The organism is Pedobacter gandavensis, from assembly GCF_032678745.1.
Lineage (GTDB): Bacteria > Bacteroidota > Bacteroidia > Sphingobacteriales > Sphingobacteriaceae > Pedobacter > Pedobacter gandavensis_C.
Genome location: NZ_JAVTST010000008.1, coordinates 229,254 through 249,070, shown reverse-complemented (window position 1 = coordinate 249,070; position 19,817 = coordinate 229,254). Strand labels below are relative to the sequence as shown.

The 19,817-nt window shown below is 38.0% G+C and carries 15 protein-coding genes; 2 read left to right on the top strand and 13 right to left on the bottom strand.

The features are described from left to right. The first annotated feature begins 321 nt into the window (after positions 1 to 321). On the top strand, positions 322 to 1,302 hold the full coding sequence (locus R2S10_RS21380; RefSeq protein ID WP_316842449.1) for an acyl-ACP desaturase: 981 nt from the start codon (positions 322 to 324) through the stop codon (positions 1,300 to 1,302). Positions 1,303 to 1,396: 94 nt separating this feature from the next. On the opposite strand, the gene R2S10_RS21375 is transcribed toward R2S10_RS21380, so the two are convergent. From R2S10_RS21375 to pyrR, 11 genes are all read right to left on the bottom strand, one after another. Further along, entirely contained in the window at positions 1,397 to 4,789 is a 3,393-nt protein-coding gene (locus R2S10_RS21375) for a methylmalonyl-CoA mutase family protein (protein ID WP_316842448.1), read from the bottom strand. A gap of 197 nt (positions 4,790 to 4,986) precedes the next feature. Beyond that, positions 4,987 to 6,654, bottom strand: a complete 1,668-nt coding sequence (gene pafA / locus R2S10_RS21370) for an alkaline phosphatase PafA (protein WP_316842447.1) — start codon at positions 6,652 to 6,654, stop codon at positions 4,987 to 4,989. A 122-nt stretch (positions 6,655 to 6,776) separates the two neighbouring features. Then, entirely contained in the window at positions 6,777 to 8,063 is a 1,287-nt protein-coding gene (locus R2S10_RS21365) for a folylpolyglutamate synthase/dihydrofolate synthase family protein (protein WP_316842446.1), read from the bottom strand. A 28-nt stretch (positions 8,064 to 8,091) separates the two neighbouring features. Further along, entirely contained in the window at positions 8,092 to 8,907 is an 816-nt protein-coding gene (locus R2S10_RS21360) for an energy transducer TonB (RefSeq protein ID WP_316842445.1), read from the bottom strand. Then, positions 8,907 to 9,308 carry a biopolymer transporter ExbD gene (locus R2S10_RS21355; RefSeq protein WP_316842444.1) on the bottom strand — a complete coding sequence of 134 codons (402 nt, stop codon included), beginning with the start codon at positions 9,306 to 9,308 and terminating at the stop codon, positions 8,907 to 8,909. Before R2S10_RS21355 ends, R2S10_RS21360 begins: the two co-directional genes overlap by 1 nt. Beyond that, positions 9,308 to 10,018 carry a MotA/TolQ/ExbB proton channel family protein gene (locus R2S10_RS21350; protein WP_316842443.1) on the bottom strand — a complete coding sequence of 237 codons (711 nt, stop codon included), beginning with the start codon at positions 10,016 to 10,018 and terminating at the stop codon, positions 9,308 to 9,310. The genes R2S10_RS21355 and R2S10_RS21350 overlap by 1 nt, the downstream gene beginning before the upstream one ends. Before the next feature lie 3 nt (positions 10,019 to 10,021). Beyond that, a complete protein-coding gene (locus R2S10_RS21345) occupies positions 10,022 to 11,533 on the bottom strand; it encodes an SPOR domain-containing protein (protein ID WP_316842454.1) in 1,512 nt (503 codons plus the stop codon). Positions 11,534 to 11,594: 61 nt separating this feature from the next. Beyond that, positions 11,595 to 13,298, bottom strand: a complete 1,704-nt coding sequence (locus tag R2S10_RS21340; RefSeq protein ID WP_316842442.1) for a TonB-dependent receptor — start codon at positions 13,296 to 13,298, stop codon at positions 11,595 to 11,597. A gap of 10 nt (positions 13,299 to 13,308) precedes the next feature. After that, positions 13,309 to 16,326: a tetratricopeptide repeat protein gene (locus R2S10_RS21335; RefSeq protein WP_316842441.1), complete on the bottom strand. Its 3,018-nt coding sequence runs from the start codon at positions 16,324 to 16,326 to the stop codon at positions 13,309 to 13,311. 132 nt (positions 16,327 to 16,458) lie between these two features. Next, the gene (locus R2S10_RS21330; RefSeq protein ID WP_265841656.1) at positions 16,459 to 17,391 is read right to left on the bottom strand and encodes an aspartate carbamoyltransferase catalytic subunit; all 933 of its coding nucleotides are present in this window, start codon (positions 17,389 to 17,391) and stop codon (positions 16,459 to 16,461) included. Between the two features lies 1 nt (position 17,392). Further along, positions 17,393 to 17,941, bottom strand: a complete 549-nt coding sequence (gene pyrR / locus R2S10_RS21325; RefSeq protein WP_316842440.1) for a bifunctional pyr operon transcriptional regulator/uracil phosphoribosyltransferase PyrR — start codon at positions 17,939 to 17,941, stop codon at positions 17,393 to 17,395. A gap of 229 nt (positions 17,942 to 18,170) precedes the next feature. On the opposite strand from pyrR, the gene R2S10_RS21320 reads away from it, so the two are divergent. Beyond that, positions 18,171 to 18,584: a DUF393 domain-containing protein gene (locus tag R2S10_RS21320; RefSeq protein WP_316842439.1), complete on the top strand. Its 414-nt coding sequence runs from the start codon at positions 18,171 to 18,173 to the stop codon at positions 18,582 to 18,584. Here the strand turns inward: R2S10_RS21320 and R2S10_RS21315 are convergent. Both R2S10_RS21315 and R2S10_RS21310 read right to left on the bottom strand, forming a co-directional pair. Further along, the gene (locus R2S10_RS21315; RefSeq protein WP_316842438.1) at positions 18,570 to 19,313 is read right to left on the bottom strand and encodes a type II CAAX endopeptidase family protein; all 744 of its coding nucleotides are present in this window, start codon (positions 19,311 to 19,313) and stop codon (positions 18,570 to 18,572) included. The two genes, R2S10_RS21320 and R2S10_RS21315, sit on opposite strands and share 15 nt — an antisense overlap. Continuing rightward, positions 19,314 to 19,802, bottom strand: coding sequence for a hypothetical protein (locus tag R2S10_RS21310; RefSeq protein WP_316842437.1), 489 nt, complete (start codon positions 19,800 to 19,802; stop codon positions 19,314 to 19,316). Positions 19,803 to 19,817: the final 15 nt, after the last annotated feature.

Here is a 19,817-nt window from a genome sequence, read left to right as displayed (position 1 = left end):
TACTGCTGATTAGATAGTTCTATACTGTGTCTTCTGTTGTAGTTCTATTCCTGTTCATGCACCCTTTGCTTTTAACAGTAGGAATCGTGTCATGTTATGGTTTTGTTTCTATAATTATTCAAAGCGATTAGTTCCAGAAAACGGTTAAGAACTGGAATATTAAAAACTTATTCTTTTCTATAATGTTGTTTGGAGATGAGACCAAATTTAATGTCGAAAAACTAATTTTTTGAAGGGCTTAATTGCGAATAAAAAAATGGTGTAGCGATAAAATATCCATTTTTTGGTTATCTTTGAAACTAATTTAAAACATAAAAAACAATGAGTTTTTTCGCAGAAAAAAGACGAGAAGTGATGTTACACATTGAAGGCTATATGCTTGAAGTGATGGACACCTACTTGAAACCGATTGACACTAATTGGCAACCTTCTGATTTCTTGCCGGATTCAACGAGTGATACATTTTTCCAGGATATAAAACAATTACGTGAGAATGCAGATGGGTTGTCATATGACCTTGTTGCTGTCTTAATCGGTGATACCATTACAGAGGAGGCTTTGCCTACTTATGAATCATGGTTGACGATGGTAGATGACATCACTAAAAATGAACAAGGTGGTTGGATGAAATGGGTGCGTCATTGGACTGCTGAGGAGAACAGACACGGAGATTTATTAAATAAATATCTTTACCTTTCTGGACGTGTTGATATGCGCCAGATGGAGATATCAACTCAATATTTAATAGCCGACGGATTTGATATAGGTACAGGACATGACCCATATAGAAATTTTGTATATACCAGCTTTCAGGAATTGGCTACGAATATCTCACATAGAAGAGTAGCTTCAATGGCTAAGAGAGATGGAGACACATTACTTTCCAAGATGTGTGGTGTAATTGCTTCTGACGAAGCTCGTCATGCCAAAGCATATAAGGACTTCATGGCTAAAATATTTGAGGTAGATCCAAATGAAGCTATGGTAGCTTTTGAAGATATGATGCGTAAGAAGATTGTAATGCCTGCTCATTTCCTTCGTGAAATGGGACTTAAAATCGGACAAACCTTTGGTCATTTTACGGATGCAGCACAACGTTTAGGCGTTTATACGGCTGTAGATTATGTAGAAATCATGCAACAGCTAATCGAAGAGTGGAAATTAGATACTATGTCTGATTTAAACGAAACTGGTGAGAAAGCTCGTGATTATATCATGGCATTACCAAATAGATTATTGCGTGTAGCAGATAGAATGAAAAATCCTACAATGGATTATAAATTCAGTTGGATACACTCTTAAATAATAGTATAAAATAAAACAAGAAAGCCTGAATAATTTATTCAGGCTTTCTTGTTTATTTCAATTTTAGGATATCCATGTGGGGTTGGTATAATTACATATTTCTTCTGTATTGGCCGCCAACTTCATATAATGCATTTGAAATTTGTCCTAATGAACATACCTTACATACTTCCATAAGGTTCTGAAATATGTTTTCACCAGCTATGGCTGACTTTTGTAGCTTTTTAAGTATAGAGACTGTGTGAGCGGCGTTTCTATCCTGAAACGTTTTTAATGCTGTAATTTGATATTGTTTCTCTTCTTCTGTAGCTCGAATCACTTCTCCCGGGACAACAGTTGGAGATCCATTTTTGTTTAGGAAGGTATTCACACCAACAATGGGGTATTCCCCATTGTGTTTAAGGGTTTCATAATAAAGGCTTTCTTCTTGGATTTTACCTCTTTGGTACATAGTTTCCATCGCGCCTAAAACACCACCTCTATCATTGATACGCTTGAATTCTTGTAATACTGCCTCCTCGACTAAATCAGTTAGGTCCTCAATAATAAAGGCACCCTGCAATGGGTTTTCATTTTTTGCAAGACCTAATTCCCGGTTAATAATGAGTTGTATTGCCATCGCTCTACGTACAGATTCTTCTGTAGGTGTAGTGATTGCTTCATCATAAGCATTGGTATGTAGGGAATTACAATTGTCATAAATGGCATATAATGCTTGTAATGTGGTACGGATATCATTAAAATCAATTTCCTGTGCATGTAATGATCTGCCGGAGGTTTGAATATGATATTTTAGCTTTTGTGAGCGGTCATTACCTTTATATTTATTCTTAATGGCTTTAGCCCAGATCCTTCTAGCTACTCTTCCGATTACGGAATACTCTGGATCAATACCGTTAGAGAAGAAAAAGGACAAATTTGGAGCGAAATCATCGATATTCATACCTCTACTTAGATAATATTCTACAAAAGTAAAACCATTGCTTAAGGTAAAGGCCAGTTGAGATATAGGATTTGCACCGGCTTCTGCAATATGGTAGCCTGAAATTGATACAGAATAAAAATTTCTTACCTTTTCTGTAATAAAATAACTTTGGATGTCTCCCATCATCCTAAGTGCAAATTCCGTAGAGAAAATACATGTGTTTTGAGCCTGATCTTCTTTCAATATATCTGCTTGAACGGTTCCTCGTACAGTACTGATGGCATAAGCTTTGATTTTTGCGTAGACATCTGCTGGTAGCACTTCATCTCCAGTTACACCTAGTAGCATTAATCCTAAACCGTTGTTACCTTCAGGGAGCGCGCCACTATAACTTGGTCTTTCGAGTCCTTTCGATTTATATATAGCATTAATTTTAGCATTGATTTCTTGCTGTAGATCTTGTTCGATGATGTATTTTTCACATTGTTGATCTATGGCAGCATTCATAAAGAAACCTAATAGCATAGGTGCTGGACCGTTGATCGTCATTGATACAGAGGTTGAAGGCGCGCAAAGATCAAATCCAGAATATAGCTTTTTGGCATCATCTAAGGTTGCAATGCTCACACCTGAATTACCTATTTTACCATAAATGTCAGGTCTGATATGTGGATCTTCACCGTACAATGTAACAGAGTCAAAAGCGGTAGAAAGTCGATGTGCTGGTTGTCCTAAAGAAACATAATGAAATCTTTTATTTGTTCTTTCCGGGCCACCTTCACCTGCAAACATACGTGTTGGGTCTTCTCCATCGCGTTTTAATGGAAAAACACCTGACGCATAAGGAAACTCTCCGGGTACATTTTCCGTAAGTAACCAGTGCAATATATCTCCCCAGTCTTCATAGCGGGGAAGGGAAACTTTAGGGATTTTCAACTTAGATAAAGATTCATAGAACAAAGGTTGTTTGATTTCTTTATCTCTGACTTTATAAACGAAGTATTCTTGTTTGTATTTGATTTTAGTTTCTGGCCATTGACGGAGCAGTTTTCTACATTCAGCGTCTAGTTGCTCTTCCAGGTGTTGATAAATGCCTTGTAAGGCATCATAGATGCTTGTTGTTGTCGGAAGCTCTTTATTTAATTTCTCGTCTTTAGAAAGCTGTATTACGCCTTGTAGCTGATATAATTTTCTGGCAATACTACTTTGTTTTTCTACCCATTCATTATAGGTCTGACTAGATTCAGCTATTTCTGCTAGGTACCTGATCCTGTCAGGTGGAATAATGTATATTTTTTCTGATTGGGAAGTACTGAGCTCCATTTGTGCATTAAAATCAACCTTGGTTTTCTCTTTAATCTTATCCATAAGAGCAGAAAAAAGATTATTCATTCCAGGATCATTGAATTGAGAAGCCATGGTACCAAACACTGGAATATTTTCATCTTTAGCATCAAAGAGATTATGATTACGTTTGTATTGTTTACGTACATCGCGTAAGGCATCCAAAGCACCACGTTTATCAAATTTATTAATGGCTACCAAGTCAGCAAAATCAAGCATGTCGATTTTTTCCAGTTGGGTAGCAGCACCAAATTCTGGTGTCATCACATATAGTGAAACATCACAATGTTCAGTTATTTCTGTATCGGACTGGCCAATTCCAGAGGTTTCGACGATGATAAGATCATATCCTGCAGCCTTACAGATATCAATACTTTCTTGTACATTTTTAGATAATGCGAGATTGGCCTGTCTAGTAGCTAATGAGCGCATATAAATCCTAGGATTATTAATTGCATTCATACGAATTCTATCGCCAAGTAAAGCTCCTCCCGTTTTGCGCTTTGAAGGATCGACGGATATAATGGCCATGGTTTTGTCCTTGACTTCCATTAAAAAGCGCCTTACTAATTCATCTACCAGAGATGATTTTCCTGATCCACCTGTTCCGGTTATCCCAAGTACGGGGGCCTGATTTTTTAAGGTTAACTTTTTTAGCTCATCAACAAATTTTTGTGCGCCTTCTGGATCATTTTCTGCAACTGTAATTGCAGAAGCAATGCTCTTTACATTCTTTTGTGGAATGGATTTGAGTTCTCCATTCAGACTGGTGACGGTAATGTAATCTGTCTGCTCGAGCATATTGTTGATCATCCCTTGCAAGCCCATTTTTCTGCCATCATCTGGAGAATAAATTCTTGTGATCCCATATTCCTGCAATTCCAGAATTTCTGATGGAAGTATTACTCCTCCTCCTCCTGCAAAAATTTTAATATGGGAAGCGCCACGTTCCTGTAACAGATCGTACATATATTTGAAATATTCAATATGGCCACCCTGGTAAGAGGTCATAGCAATACCTTGGACATCTTCCTGAATGGCGCAGTTGACTACTTCTTCTACAGAACGGTTATGACCAAGATGAATGACTTCTGCTCCTGAGGATTGAAGGATTCGACGCATGATATTAATTGTAGCGTCATGTCCGTCAAATAAGGCTGCAGCAGTTACAAAACGTATTTTATTTTTAGGTTTATAGATCTCGATTTGTTCCATAGAATGGTTTTATAATTGGTAAACAAATGTAACAAAAACTGGGCTTAGGTGGTGAGCATAGCCAAATCAATACAAAAGTGTTTGGAAAAAAAAGACCGCCCGGAACATTTCGTTCTGGCGGTCTTTTAAGTGTTGAAATTAAGATTAGTCAATGCGCTTTAAGTATTAATAATACTCAAAGAGAAATGTTGTCCCGTTTATTGGTGGGTAAGTTCGGTAATAGGTTCGCCAACACAACCACTAGGCATTTGAATGTGTAACATAGCAGCTAATGTAGCCGCGATGTCTGTCATATAATGTGTCTTATTGGTTTTTCCAGGTTTTACATTCCAGCCCATAAATACGCATGGAATATGGGAATCGTATGGATTCCAAGAACCATGGGTTGTACCGGTTTTACTATTGCTGTCGAAATAATTAGATTGCAGGATAAAGTAAATATCTCCACTTCTTCTAGCATTATACCCATTGCTTATTCTTGTTTTGATAGGTTCAGGTAGTGTACTTGCACCAACTTTGTTTAAGTCTACTGCATTCATAAAACCTGTTTGAGTTTTTAAGAATTCAATGCTGAAAGATTTTATAGCATCAAAATCTGCTTTTGCCGTATTAATTAGTTTATGGTCAAAGTAGATCTGGTTATTCATCGATTTGATGATAGTCTTTTTAAGGCCAAATTTCTCTTCCAGGCGTCCATTTAATTCTTTCATGATTGGGCCATCATCAACTGTTCCACCAGGTAATTTATTTTCGGCCATGAAACCAGGAACGTGAGCTGCACCATGGTCTGCTGATAAGAAAAATAGATAGTTTCCTTTACCAACTTTAGCATCCAGGTAATCGAAAAAATCAGCCAAATCTTTGTCTAATCTTAGGTAAGTATCTTCAGCTTCGATAGAGTTTGGACCATATTGATGACCAACATAATCAGTAGAAGAGCAGCTCACCGCAAGAAAATCAGTGACGTTATCCTGTCCAAGGTCTTCAGAAAGAATGGCTAATTTAGCCAGGTCTAAAGTCATGGTATTTCCATAAGGCGTACTTTTGATCATTTCATAGTTCTTCCCCATATATAATTTTAAAGGATGAGGGAAGGTTGGGCTTTGTTCTCCTCTAGCTTTTCCTTCATAGTTTTTATCATCTGCTGTACTCTGAGTATAGGTTTCTATTGGGTACAAGGTCGGCCAGTTTTTTTCATAAAACTTGTTAACCAATTTGATTTTATTGTAATCCTGCATCCATGTTGGAAGTTGGGACATGTAATAAGTACTGGTAATCCAATCGCCTGTTTGTCCATCGAACCAATAAGCTGCATTTGCTGAGTGTCCTGCAGGAAGTATGGAGCCACGATCTTTCATTGAAATACCGATTACTTTTCCCTGGAAGTTTGTTGCCAGACGAAGCTCATCAGTAATAGTGGTGGTCAACATATTTTTTGGAGACATTACCCCAGCCATTGTTGTACTGCCTACACTGGTTACACTAGTATCTTCTGCGCAATATACATTACGACCTAGTTGTGGATCATACCAATCGTTACCTATAATTCCATTGATTGCCGGAACTGAACCAGTGTAAATACTAGCGTGACCACAAGCAGTGTAAGTAGGGGTATAAGGGATAAAAGTGTTCTCTGCAGAGAAACCTTCATTGATCAGTCTTTTGAAACCTCCGGCAGAATATCTGCTGTAATAACGGTAAAGATAATCCCATCTCATCTGATCGATCACCAGACCAACTACCAGCTTTGGTCTGTCGACTGATGCCGGGAAATCTTTTTTAGAAACAGTAGCTGTTTTCTTTTGTGCCAACGATACACTACAGGTAATAAGTAGTGCAGAAAATAACAGGTAAACTCTTTTCATTCTGTATTATTTTAAAAGCAAAGATTCATATATCAGTAAATAACGAATCATATTTTGGTGTTAAGGAATTTTTAAAGGTAGCTATTCGAAATAGTTATTGATATTACTATTGTGTAAAGATTTTATAGTACTTCAGCTACCACAAATGTGCTTCCTCCTATGAATATCAGGTCATTAGCATTTGCGTTGTCTTTTGCCGCATGAAAGGCCAGCTGAACGCTAGGAAAGACATCACCAATTAAAAAATGATTTTTAGCTTGTTCTGAAAGCTGTCTTGCAGGCAGTGCTCTTTCCAATTCTGGCTGACAGAAATAGTAATGTGCATCTTTCGGGAGTAGTTGTAAAACGCCACTAATATCTTTATCATTAACCATACCTATAACAATGTGTAGTTGGTCATGAGGAGTATCATTGATGTTTTGCATAACTTCTGTAACACCAGCTATGTTGTGTCCCGTATCACAAATTACTAAGGGGTTCTCGCTTAGCGTCTGCCAGCGTCCTTGTAATCCGGTTAGCCCTTTTACATTCTTTAATGCGGTATAAACAGCTTCATCTTCAATTTTAAAACCTTGCTGTTTCAAGACTTGAATAGCTTCAATTACAGTTAGTATATTTTTACGCTGATAAACGCCATTGAGATCTAGTTCCAATGCTGAATATAAGGGCGTATTGCTATTAGAGATAGTTACATTCAAGTATTTCCCTAACTTTTTAAGCTGATGAAGTTTTAAGTTTTGATCTGCAAAATAGATTGGACTATTTGTTTCTTCAGCTTTTTGAATGAATATTTTCTCTGTTTCCGCTTGGGTTTCCCCAATAACTACTGGGACAGAATTTTTAATGATCCCAGCCTTTTCTGTTGCAATTGCAGGAAGGGTATTTCCTAGAATATTGGTATGGTCAAGGCTAATATTGGTAATTACTGAAAGTTCTGGAGTAATGATATTAGTGGAATCAATTCTGCCACCAAGTCCAACTTCAATAATGGCAATGTCTACTTCAGCTTTAGCAAAATGAGAAAAAGCCATTGCTACAGTGACCTCGAAAAACGAGGGTTGAAGTGATTCCATTAAGTTTTTCTGCTCTTCGACGAAATCAGTTACGAAATCTTCGGGGATCATCTCTCCATTAATTCTTATACGTTCTCTGAAGTCTTTAAGGTGGGGGGAGGTGTATAATCCTGTTTTATACCCTGCTTGTTGAAGGATGGCAGCCAACATATGTGAAGTGGAACCTTTGCCATTGGTTCCACCTACATGTATGGTTTTGAATTTATCCTGCGGATTTCCCAGTTCTTCGCACATGGCGATGGTGTTGTGTAAGTCTTTTCTATAGGCTACAGCGCCAACACGAGTAAACATCGGTAGTTTACTATATAAGTAATCGAGGGTTTGTTTATAGTTCATTTTGGAGTTCTAAAAAGAATACCAGGGTTTATTTTACCTTAAAATTGAATACTACGACACCAATTTGAACATCAGGGGCATTATCTGCCTGAGTTAAACGGGCACCCATTACAGCTTCTTTACATTTTCTCCATAGTTCTCTATCATTTAGAGTGGTGCCTTTTACACCTGGAGTTGCATCTATTACGACACCACTTTTATTGATTTTAATCCTAACTGCAATTTTTCCGGTTTTTTGACCATCATCTTGCGGCGTAACTAAATTAGTGAATTTTCTAAGTGCAATAGGCGTTTCTCCAAAACCAGATCCGCCGTCACCATAATTATTGGCTAGAGGATCACCGTCTTTGTCTCCTTGATTTCCAGGAGTTGTTCCTGTTCCATCGCCACCACCTGTACCTTTATTGGCTTTACCTTTATAAAGGGCATTTTGGTTGATGACTGGTTTTGCTGGTTTACTTTCTACCGTTGCTGTTGGAGCCGTATTTTTCGGGCTGCTTTTAGTGTTTACGGCCACCGCATCTTCTGTACTTTGAGTCACAATCTCTTTGGTACTGTTCTGCTGCGTCGGCGTCTCCTTGGTAGGCTCTGTTGGCACTACTTTATCCGGCGCTTTCTGATTGGCATTCGGATCTGCAGAAGGCTCCTCAATACTGGTATAATCCGATCCCATTCCTTCGACAGAGGTTCCATAATTGACTACCATACCACCCATACCTGCTTCCACAGGAGGCTGGAATGACCCAATCACAATGAAGAAACTCAATGCGATGAGGGCAATCATAATACCAGTAGAGATGGCTACTGCTTTAGGATAATTATTTTCTTCTTTTGGGTACGTCATTATTTCTTAGGTTCTACAGCGAGTACAACTTTAAGCTTTAATTTATTCGCAACATCGAATACCGCCATGGTGTTTTCAATAGAAACTCCTCTGGCTACATAGAGTACGATAGTCAGGTCGGGAGAAGCTTTTTGATATACTTCAATTGCCGGCTGAATACCTTCCAGAGAGGTACGTTCTTTATCTACATAATAATTCAACTTTTCATCTATGGATACAGTAACCGTTTTCTGTGCAGCGGATTGTTGTCCGGATTCCGATCTTGGCAATAACAGTTTTACCACTTGCGGATTCACTGCAGCAGATGCCAGCAGGAAAAATAGCATGAGGAAGAACATGATATCATTCAATGCGGAAGTATGAACCTCTACATTTCCTTTATTTCTTTTACGTAGATTCATTATTTTCCTGGCTCCTCTAATAGATCGATGAACTCAATAGCGTCAGTTTCCATTCTTAGGATGATACGTTCTACCATCATATTTAGGATATGATACAATACATAAGCAATAATACCAATGATCAAACCTGTTGCAGAAGTAATCATTTTAGTATAAAGACCACCAGAGATGGTTCCAATTTCGATAGCTCCTTTGATGGATACATCATGAAAAATAGTAATTACACCGATAATTGTACCTACGAAACCAAGCATTGGTGCAATACCGGCAATGATACCAAGGATTCCAATATTTTTCTCCAGTTTAGATACTTCAAGTTTTCCATTATTTTCAATTGCCGCTTCAATATCTTTAATTGGACGACCAATTCTTTTCAATCCTTTTTCCAACATTCTGGCTAGAGGAGAGTTATTGTTTCTGCACAAGGTGATGGCATTATCCAATCTACCCTCGTGAATATATTGTTTAATATGAAGCATTAGGTTCGACTCTGTTTTAGAGGCTTTTCTAATGGTCAAGTATCTTTCAACAAAAATAACCAAGCCTGCAAATGCAAGAAAGGCAAGGGGGATCATTACCCAACCACCTTTAAAAAGAAGGTCGATGAAATGTAGTTCGGGAGCTGCTGCAGTTACGGCTTGGGTGGCGTTATTCGCGGTATCAACAATTTGGTTAAGGCTATCATTAGCACCCTGTATTAATGCGATCATAATTTATAATGGTTTGTTTGTGTGTATGTATAAATCTTTAATGCCTAATTTTTTCTCCAATGCAGGTATTTGTGCATCGGCGCTGTTATAGTCATTAAACGTTGCAATGCTGATTTTTATTTTCTTTTTACCTGGAACAGGAGGGATGGCTTTTGCATTTAATCCCAATGTTTTCATTTGGGCAATAAAGCGGTCGGCCTCCTTTTGATTGGCTACTGAAGCCCCAATAACTTCAAAAGTAATTCCTGTTTGAAGCGCAGGAGCATTGGCCTGCGCAGTTTTAGGATCGTTACCTAAGGCTGTAGCTGCAGGTTTTGCAAGAGGAACTGAGTCCTTTTTTAAGGAATCAGTTGCTGGTAATGTGTTTTTTAAGCTATCAGAATAAGCAAGTGAATCTACAGTTTTTTGTGCCGGATTTTGGGCGGATACAGGAACAACGATCGGAGCCTTATCCATTTTTAAAATAGAGTCAAAAAGATCAGGACGGATAAAATATGCGGCTACTACTCCTATAAGGATTAATAAAACGGCGATTAAGATTTTTAGATAGAGTGGAATTCCACTTCTTTCTGCAGGCTCATCATTGGAATTATAGAACCCAGCGTTACTCAATATTTCCTGTTCGGTTGCTGAATTACTTACTGATATTGGAGCGACTACAGGAATAATCGGTACATCAACAGTTTTGCTGGCCTGTGCGTAAATTTCGTTGATGCTTGGACGAGTAGCTATAGGCTCTTCAAGTACAGCTTCATGCTGCTCTTCTATGTTTCTAATACTTTCAATTTCTGGCTGTGCTACAGGTTGCTTAGGTATTTCAACTTCTGCTATTTCCTCAAAAACAGGTTGCTCGTCCAGCTCAGGGAGCTCTTCTTTTTCTGGCTCCGAAGAAAGTTTCAGCGATTCATCTACCTGTTCATAGGCGATATCTTCTGCTCCTTCGTTAGCCAGTAGATCTTCTTCTGTTATCTCTTCAACAACCGGAGGAGTTGATTCATCTCTAAGGTCAGCGTTACTATTTTCAAGATTTAGCTGTTCTTCTGTGACCTGATGTTCTTCCTGTTGTTGTTCATTTTCGGAAGTAACTTCATCGTCCTTTGTTACTGATGAGGCTGAAAGCTCCTCTTTGACAGGCGGTAAACCATAAAAATCAAAACCGAAGTTTTGATCATTTAAGGGCTTAAAGCTAAGTGTTCCTAAAGATTGATATAAAGTACCTAATGGTGCTAAACTTGCTTGCTGATGTTCATCAAGTTGTTTTTTGATATCTTCAACAAATTGTTCTACAAAATAACTGGCGGAATCAGGAGATATATTTCTAATCTTACAGATATGGTCAATGAGCGAATTTTGCTCTTGCACTTCCGGATTGAAATCCAGCACAAAGCTGGGCGGCAAAAAGGAATGTGAGGTTGCATCATACCTTCCCGGTGATTTCTTTTTATAGATCGTTCCAAGTCCGGGGATCCCAACCTCTTTACGGGTTTTAATAAGCACTGTAAGGTATGATAACATGTCCATTCTGGTAAAATTAAATTTTAATTCTATATCCACCAATTATTAAATCGAAAACCGCTTAGAAGGAATATGTTAATCCTCCAAAGATATTGGTTCCGATAGTAGGGTAGTAAAGGTATCTGCTGTAAGAAGAGTTGAACAGGTTATTTGCTCTTGCAAAAGCAGAAAACTTGTTATTGATCTTATAGCTGGCACCAACACCAAGATCTACAAAACCTTTAACACTTACAACAGTTTCAATTGATGGATCAGGAACTAGGTATGGACTAGCTGGTGCAGCAGTATAAACTTTTGCTTTGCTGGCATCCTGAATTGCTACAGAGGCGTTTAATCCGATTTTATCTGTGATGTTGAACAATAAATCCGAGCTGATTCTCATTTGAGGCTTATACCAGCTTGCTGATTCCTGTGCTGGTTGGTAATCTTCAAAATTTAATTTACCAGTCCATTTCAGTGAATTACTCACTTGGATAGAGATTTCACCTTCTAAACCGGTCATTGTGGTGTTACCAAAATCATAGATTACATCAAAGCGGGTAGGGTTTGCAAAGTTATTTACAAACAAGGCCATGTCAGAAATCTTTTTGTGGTATACTCTTGCTTTGTAACCAAAACCTGGACCACCGGTTCCTTTAATACCAGCACTGAATGAAAGTTTCTCTACAGAATTTTTGATGTCAATATTGGCGTTTAGGAATGGATTTTCATCACTAAATTGTTTTAAAGAATTACGGTTTACATCACCTTTTACTTCCGCAAATAATTGCAGGTAATCAGGAATCAGGGTTAAATCTGCGGTAACAGCAGGGAAGATCCTACTTTTCGAGAAAGCACCAAATTCCTGTACGAAATTAATTCCTGCGTTGATTTTTACGCCATTCGCTTCTAATCTGATATAAGGATTTAACTTTAAGAGATTATTGCCAACACTGGTCAATGCATCTTTTGTAGTACCAAATTCAGTGGAAGCGGCAAGTCCTAAATTGAAGCTACTGATTCTTTTGTTGACATATCCATTTAAAATAACAGAGTTTTCTTTGGCTGCATATTTATCATTCCACAAGTATCCGTTTAATTTAACGGCATAGCTTAAAGCATCCGGATCATCAGTAAACTTGTTTACAATTTCACCTTCTGCTTCAATGAAGTTTAGCGTTTGTTTTTCAGGAGTTAGGTTTAACTCTGGTTTTTCGGGGTTATAACCATAGAAGAACAGGCCATTTCTCTGGTAGTTGATGCGACCACTCATGGTGACTACATCGCCAATACTTCTTCCAAAAACGCTCAGTTGTTGTTGGTTTACTTCTTGTCCAGCTAATTTACCTTTTTGACCAAAGTGCTTAAAGAAAGCTCCAGCTTGTAAAGCCTCGTCTCTGCCCAGGTTGATATAGGCTTCTCCGAGTACAGTGGTGCGGATACCGAAACCACCTTTCAGGTAGTTATTGATCAATTCTGTTTCTTTTTCCTTAGCTACCTGTTGCGCCTGTAATTTATTGATGTCAGAATTCAGCCCTAGTTTCCTATCGGTCAGGCTATAATTGAATTTAGCTTTATAAGTCTTTACCGTATTTAGATCCGGACTTCTTCTCAATTTAACTGCTTCTGCCAGTACTGGTTTATAGGGTCTAACGACTTCAATTTCTTCCGTTACGGCTTTTTCTTCAGTTTTCTTTTCAGTAGTTTTTGTATCCTGTGCCAATGCGCTTAGAGATCCGGCAGTCACAAAAAGTAGGGTGCTATATATTAGTTTCGTCAATCTCATCGTGCTTGTCTTATTTAATTTTCTTTAATTTTTCCTTAGCTGTCGGTACAATATCATCTTTGCCATCATAGTTATCTATCAGGCTTAGAAGTGTACTTTTTGCTTGTAAATTATCTTTTAATGCGACATAGTTGTCAGCTAATAGGATGAAAGCTTTAGCCACCCAGTAATCATAAGAAGACATATTATTGATCAGATCAAAACAGGTTTTTGTAGAAGTTTTGTATTCTCTTTTTGCATATTGAATGGCGGCAAGATTGTACTTCGCTTCAGCAGCGGCCAATGTTTTGGTCTTTTCCACCACGTTATTGAAAGCTTTTATGGCTTGAGTTGTATCCGCTTTCACTAAATAAGCCTTTCCAGCAAACAGGTCTGAGCTACTTTTCTCTTCTTGTGAAGATTTATCAGATTCTTTGATCAGGCTTACATATTTGATGACATCATCAGGCATATTCAAAGCACTATAAGCTTTTAACAAATTGTTGATGGCATAAGTATAATGCACTTTATAATCTGCCGTAGTTTCTAATCTTTTCAGATAGACAATGGCTTCATTATATTTCTTTTGATCCAGGAATAGCTTCGAAATACTCACTAATGAGCGCTCAGTGTAATCACTGGTCCAATCATTAAGGATATACTCATAATCAGGGATGGCTTCATCTGGTCGTCCTAATTTAACCAATGATTCTGCTCTGATAAACTTGGCTTCTTTATCGTGAATTGCTTTAGGGAACTTATCAAAATAAGCATTTACAGCTTCGAAAGCACCTTTAGCATCACCTTTCAGGTAACGATTATTAGCGCCCTGGAAGACAATATTATCCTGCTCGGCAATAGAGAAATCTCCGATAGGCGTTGTTTTAGCATAGCCGATGAAACCTTCCGAATCACCTTTATCTACATAAATGTTTTTAATAGACTCGAGCGCTTGTTTGGCTTCTTCGCTACTTGCATAATCAGCAATTACCTTTTTAAAGGTTTCCAATGCTGCGTCATCCTGATCCTGATTGTATTGAACCAAACCGATGGTGACTAATGCACGTGGCACATAGCTACTGTGTGGGTATTGGCTGATTAAAGAAATCAGGTCCGTTTTTGATTTGTCAAGATCTCCTTTATTGAAATAAGTATAAGCAGTTTCAAACCCGGCATCATCGGCATAGTTCGAAGTAGGGAATTGCTTCAACAAGCTCTGCATGGTATTGATCTTTTCATCGTTTTGACTTTCCAGACCCTGGATCATTCCACGTTGAAACAAAGCATAATCTTCGCCCGTTGCTTTTGAAGCGATAATTTTATTATAGTTGACCAGAGCATTGCCATAGCTTTTATTTACGAAATAAGAGTCGGCTAGTCTGATGGTCGCATCATTTACAGTTTTTGCATCTTTGTCATTTCCTCTCAGGAAGCGTTCAAAATAGGCAGCAGCTTTTCCATAACGCTCATCTTCGAAGGCGGCATAGGCCAATGCATAGTTTGCAAAGTTGTATACTTCCGTTTTATCGGCTCCTGGCATTTCCAGGAACTTCTCGAAAGTTTGTACAGCTTCTCCGAATTTTCTCAATTCGTAGCTAGCTTCTGCTTTCCAGTACGTATTCAGTGCATGAATTTCCTGATCTTCAGGGAACTTTTCTGAGCGAAGGAACATAGATAGTGCATTAGGAAAAGCACGTTCATTATAGAACTCCAAGCCTCTGAAATAAGTTACCTTTTGATAAGCTTCTTTGGCTTCAGGTGATTTATTTGGAATAGGTTCCAGGATATCAATTGCTGCCTGATAGTTTTTACTCGTTAGTAGAATCTCTCCCAATAACGTTTTCGCTTCATTTGCTTTACGAGATTTAGGGAACTGTTTTAAGAATGTCTGTGTAGATTCTAATGCTTGTTGATTGAAATCAAGCTCATAACTTAAACGGGCATAATTGATCCATGCTTCTTCTTGTATGAACTTATCAAAGTCAAGTCGAGATGACCTAAAGAAGGCACTGCGTGCTTTTTCTTTATTTTTCAATTGGATAAAAGAGCGACCAAGGGTATACATCCCACTTTGCAGGTACACATCATCTGTATCTAATTTTTCAAGAATTGCTACTGCTTCCTGGTATCTTTTCAGTTGGAATAAAGAATAGCCATACTGATAGATAAACAGGTTGTTTTTAACCTCTGATTTACTTTTCGCATAGTATTCCTGGAAATACTTTTCTGCATTGGTATAGTCAGATTTAGCGAAATAAGAAGCTGCAATCAGGCTGAGCATTTCTGCTTCATACTGTTGCTTTGTAGTCTTTAAAATCGGCACTGCATAACTGATCACATCATCGTAGCGTTCATCCAGATAATACATTGAAGTGATGTAATATGGATAACTGGCTTCGTATGTTGGCGAACCTTTCAACTTTTCAAAGTTGGCCAATGCAGTTTTATATTCTTTATTCAGGTAATTGATATAGGCGAAATAGTAAGTCGCGCTTTCTTGATATGGAGATTTTTCTTTTTTAACGGCTTCAAATAATGGTTCTGCTTTTTCGATGTTATTCAACATAAAATAAGCGTATCCCTGTTTAAATTGATATTCCAGGCGTTGTTTTTGAGAAAGGGTAGAAGGGTCAGTTTTTTCGAACCAATCTAATGCTTTCTGATAATTTTCCTGAGCAAAATACGATTTACCAACATGAAAATAAGCAAGTTTGGTATTTGCATTTAGGGGATAATCCTTAATGAATTTTTGAAAAAGACTTTCGGCATCATTATTTCCAAGCTCTAAGGCACAAACGGCAGCATAGAATTTCGCATTTTCTTTGAGCAAGGACAGTTCAGAATTACTTTCTTGTTGTGCATCGGCTTTTTGTCTGGCTTTATCTACTAACCTAAACTGTTCCGCTGCTGCAACGTATTTTTCATTGTCTAGCAATTCCAGACCTGTTAGATAATTTTTATTGAGCTGAACTAGTATGCTGGACTGCGCATAACTAGCTGTAAAGCTACCTGCTAAGAATAGCGGAATAAAAAGGTATTTTTTCTGCATCTGATTTCAAATATGGTTGCTACGAATATAAAAATAGTATTAGGTCTTGTCAGCATAAGAAACTAACAACTGTTGATAACACTGGTTTTAACGAAAAGAAAACAAGAATGTTATAAAAAAAATCGCGAAGTTTTAATCTCTCTGAGAAGCAAGGAGATAAAGTACAGCCATTCTTACGGCAACACCATTTTCCACTTGTTCCAGGATGATAGATTGTTTGCTATCTGCGACATCACTGGTGATCTCCACGCCACGGTTAATTGGACCAGGGTGCATCACAATGATTTCTTTATCCAGGTTGTCCAGGATTTGCTTGTTTAAGCCATACATCATGGCATATTCCCTTTGGGAAGGGAAGTATTTGATATCTTGTCTTTCTAGCTGGATACGCAGCATATTGGCTACATCACACCAGTTTAAAGCTTTGATCAGGTTGTGTTCTACTTTTACGCCTAAACTTTCGATATGTTTCGGGATCAGTGTAGTTGGTCCGCATACCATTACTTCTGCACCTAATTTTTGCAGGCAAAGGATGTTGGAAATGGCTACTCTTGAGTGTAAAATATCACCTACAATCACTACTTTCTTACCTTCAATATCGCCCAATTTCTGACGGATAGAGAAAGCATCTAAAAGCGCTTGTGTAGGATGCTCATGTGCACCGTCGCCAGCGTTTACGATTTGTGCATTGACGTGTCTGCTCAGGAACTGACCTGCTCCTGCATAAGGATGTCTCATCACTACCAGGTCCACTTTCATGGCCAGGATATTATTTACTGTGTCAATCAGCGTTTCACCTTTACTTACAGAAGAGGAAGACGCGGCAAAATTGATAGTATCTGCAGAAAGTCTCTTTTCTGCCAACTCAAAAGAGAGTTTTGTACGTGTTGAATTTTCAAAGAAAATATTCGCAATCGTGATGTCTCTCAAGGCAGGAACCTTTTTGATCGGTCTGTTGATTACATCTTTAAAATTATCTGCAGTTTGTAAGATCAATTCGATATCATTTCGGTTAATATCTTTGATACCTAAAAGATGTCGGGTTGATAATTTTTCTTCTGCCATGTTATTTATTGCTTTCTGATATTAAGATTACTTTGTCTTCTCCTTCTGTTTCTTTCCAACTTACTTTCACATGTTGTGAATTTAAGCTGTCTACCTGCTGACCGATATAATCGGGCTCAATAGGTAGGTGCCTCGAAAAACGCCTGTCAATTAAGACCATGAGTTCTACTCGTGCCGGGCGGCCGTAAGCTAATAATGCATCCATGGCAGAACGTATGGTACGTCCGGTCCACAATACATCATCGATGAGGATTACGTTCATCCCTTCAATAATAAAATCTATGGTGTTGGCGTTGGCCGCAAGCAGGCCATCCTTCCTTCTAAAATCATCACGGAAGAAGGTAATATCAAGATTGCCTTTCTTTATCGTGGTTTTCTTAAGGATTTGGGACAGTTCATTTTGCACTCTATCGGCAAAATAACTGCCTCTTGGCTGAATGCCAATTAAAACAGTATTTGAAAAATCGTTATGGTTCTCAATTAATTGATGACAAAGTCTCTTAATTGTGATCTGGAATTTCTGACCGTCTAGCAGGGTTCTTTTTTGCATTGACTAAAGGATTGGTCAAATATAGTAAAATGTTCCAACTCTGTAAAGTTGAAATGGGAATTTTTCCTGCCGATTTGAGGAAATTCAATAGATTTCAAGACTAAAATCCTTTAAGTGTCTTATTTATAAAACTATAGATTCAGAGCCCGTATTTAAAATTTATCTTTGTGTAATTGCAATAGCTAAACAATGCTTGGATATTGGGATACTTTAAAATAAACGCATACAAATGACTGAGAATAGAGAACATGGACTGATATTTTTTGATGGAATTTGTAACCTATGTAATCACACTGTGCAGTTTATTATTAAAAGAGATCAGAACGATTATTTTCGTTTCGCAGCATTGCAAAGCGAGGTAGCAAAAAAGAAACTGAGAACCATTAACGGGGAGCAGCATTTAAGTACAATTGTTCTGCTGGAAAATGGAAAAACGTATTATCGTTCTACAGCTGCTTTGCGCATTGCGAGAAGGCTCAGTGGTTTATGGCCATTATGGTATGGCTTCATCATCATTCCTGCATTTATCAGGGACTTTTTCTATCAGCTTATTTCGAAAAACAGGTATCGTATCTGGGGTAAGCTGGAAAACTGTATGGTTCCAACAGCTGCGCTAAAGTCTAAATTTTTAGAGGAAAAATAGTTCAACAAGGCAGGCGGTTAAATTGAAGGTAAAGTGAATGATTATTCCATACCAAAGTGTGTTTTCTTTTATTCTGAGGAAGGCTAAGATCATCGCGAATGGTAATAGCCAAAAGAAGGAGAAGAAAGAAAAATGAATGAGGAAAAATAGGGCGGAAGAGATGTATATCGCTTCATTACGGTCAACCACTTTTAACAATTTACCTAACAAATAACCCCTGTATGCGAGTTCTTCAAAAATGGCAGGGCAAATTGCCATAAAGAAAATCATGAGGAATTTGGAATACTTGTAAGAAGAATACGGTGAATAATAGGACTGTCTTTGATTAAATAACTCATCATTGAGCAGCTCCACAAGAAAATGGACAATTACAGCACTTAAGGTGGTTAAAAGAACAATGACTATTATTTTCTTAAGAGAGAAGCTGGACCATTTCAATAAGCTTTTGTTATCCTTCCAATCTGAAAGGAAGAACGCAATGGCGCTAAAGGCAAGTAGTCCTTGAAAAAAAATCTCTGTAGCGAGGCTACTTTTTTTTATAATCAGCGCTGACAGACAAATGATGAGTTCGACGGCAAAAAACAGAGCCATGCCCTGGATATTGGACCATTTGTGCGCAGCAGAAATTTCCTGCTGTACTTGTGGACTGCCACATCCAGGACAAAATTTATTGCCTGCCTTCCCAGGCTGTGCGCAATGTTCACATTGCAGGGAATTAAAATCTTCCAATTAAAGAATATTTAATTCTTTTTTGAGGTTGTCAGCTTCAATTACCGCTTTAATGCCTTTAATTAAATAACCGATGATAATAATTTTCACAATGATTCCTGAAAAGATACTGATTGGGTCAATGATGGCAATTAGCAGATGGAGGATCACATAAAGTGATAATCCTGAAATGAGTGCAGTGGATGCTTTTCTTTTTGCTAAAAGACCAAGGCCAAGAAATGCCGCTATTAAAATAAGAGTTAGGATCATATCGGCAGTTTGTTCAACTCCGGATTGTCCCTTAAACGCGGTAAAAAGAAAAGATACCCCACAAAGTCCTGCTACCCAGAATAAAGATTTTCTCGCATTTTCTACTTTTTCTTCCAGGTCTATCAGTTCAATTTCTTTGACACTTCGCTGTGAATGATGAAGTTCCTGTTCCCGTTCAGTTCCCTTTATAGGGAAGCCGCAGATGTTACAAAAAGCATCGAGAGGCGCGTAGTCTGCCATACAGCCATTGCATTG

Bases quoted from the DNA above. Each gene is read 5' to 3' on its own strand.
- R2S10_RS21360 (WP_316842445.1), bottom strand. From the start codon at position 8,907: ATGACGTACCCAAAAGAAGAAAATAATTATCCTAAAGCAGTAGCCATC.
- R2S10_RS21320 (WP_316842439.1), top strand. From the start codon at position 18,171: ATGACTGAGAATAGAGAACATGGACTGATATTTTTTGATGGAATTTGT.
- R2S10_RS21345 (WP_316842454.1), bottom strand. From the start codon at position 11,533: ATGTTATCATACCTTACAGTGCTTATTAAAACCCGTAAAGAGGTTGGG.
- R2S10_RS21310 (WP_316842437.1), bottom strand. From the start codon at position 19,802: ATGGCAGACTACGCGCCTCTCGATGCTTTTTGTAACATCTGCGGCTTC.
- R2S10_RS21365 (WP_316842446.1), bottom strand. From the start codon at position 8,063: ATGAACTATAAACAAACCCTCGATTACTTATATAGTAAACTACCGATG.
- R2S10_RS21335 (WP_316842441.1), bottom strand. From the start codon at position 16,326: ATGCAGAAAAAATACCTTTTTATTCCGCTATTCTTAGCAGGTAGCTTT.
- R2S10_RS21340 (WP_316842442.1), bottom strand. From the start codon at position 13,298: ATGAGATTGACGAAACTAATATATAGCACCCTACTTTTTGTGACTGCC.
- R2S10_RS21355 (WP_316842444.1), bottom strand. From the start codon at position 9,308: ATGAATCTACGTAAAAGAAATAAAGGAAATGTAGAGGTTCATACTTCC.
- pyrR (WP_316842440.1), bottom strand. From the start codon at position 17,941: ATGCAAAAAAGAACCCTGCTAGACGGTCAGAAATTCCAGATCACAATT.
- pafA (WP_316842447.1), bottom strand. From the start codon at position 6,654: ATGAAAAGAGTTTACCTGTTATTTTCTGCACTACTTATTACCTGTAGT.
- R2S10_RS21350 (WP_316842443.1), bottom strand. From the start codon at position 10,018: ATGATCGCATTAATACAGGGTGCTAATGATAGCCTTAACCAAATTGTT.
- R2S10_RS21330 (WP_265841656.1), bottom strand. From the start codon at position 17,391: ATGGCAGAAGAAAAATTATCAACCCGACATCTTTTAGGTATCAAAGAT.
- R2S10_RS21375 (WP_316842448.1), bottom strand. From the start codon at position 4,789: ATGGAACAAATCGAGATCTATAAACCTAAAAATAAAATACGTTTTGTA.
- R2S10_RS21380 (WP_316842449.1), top strand. From the start codon at position 322: ATGAGTTTTTTCGCAGAAAAAAGACGAGAAGTGATGTTACACATTGAA.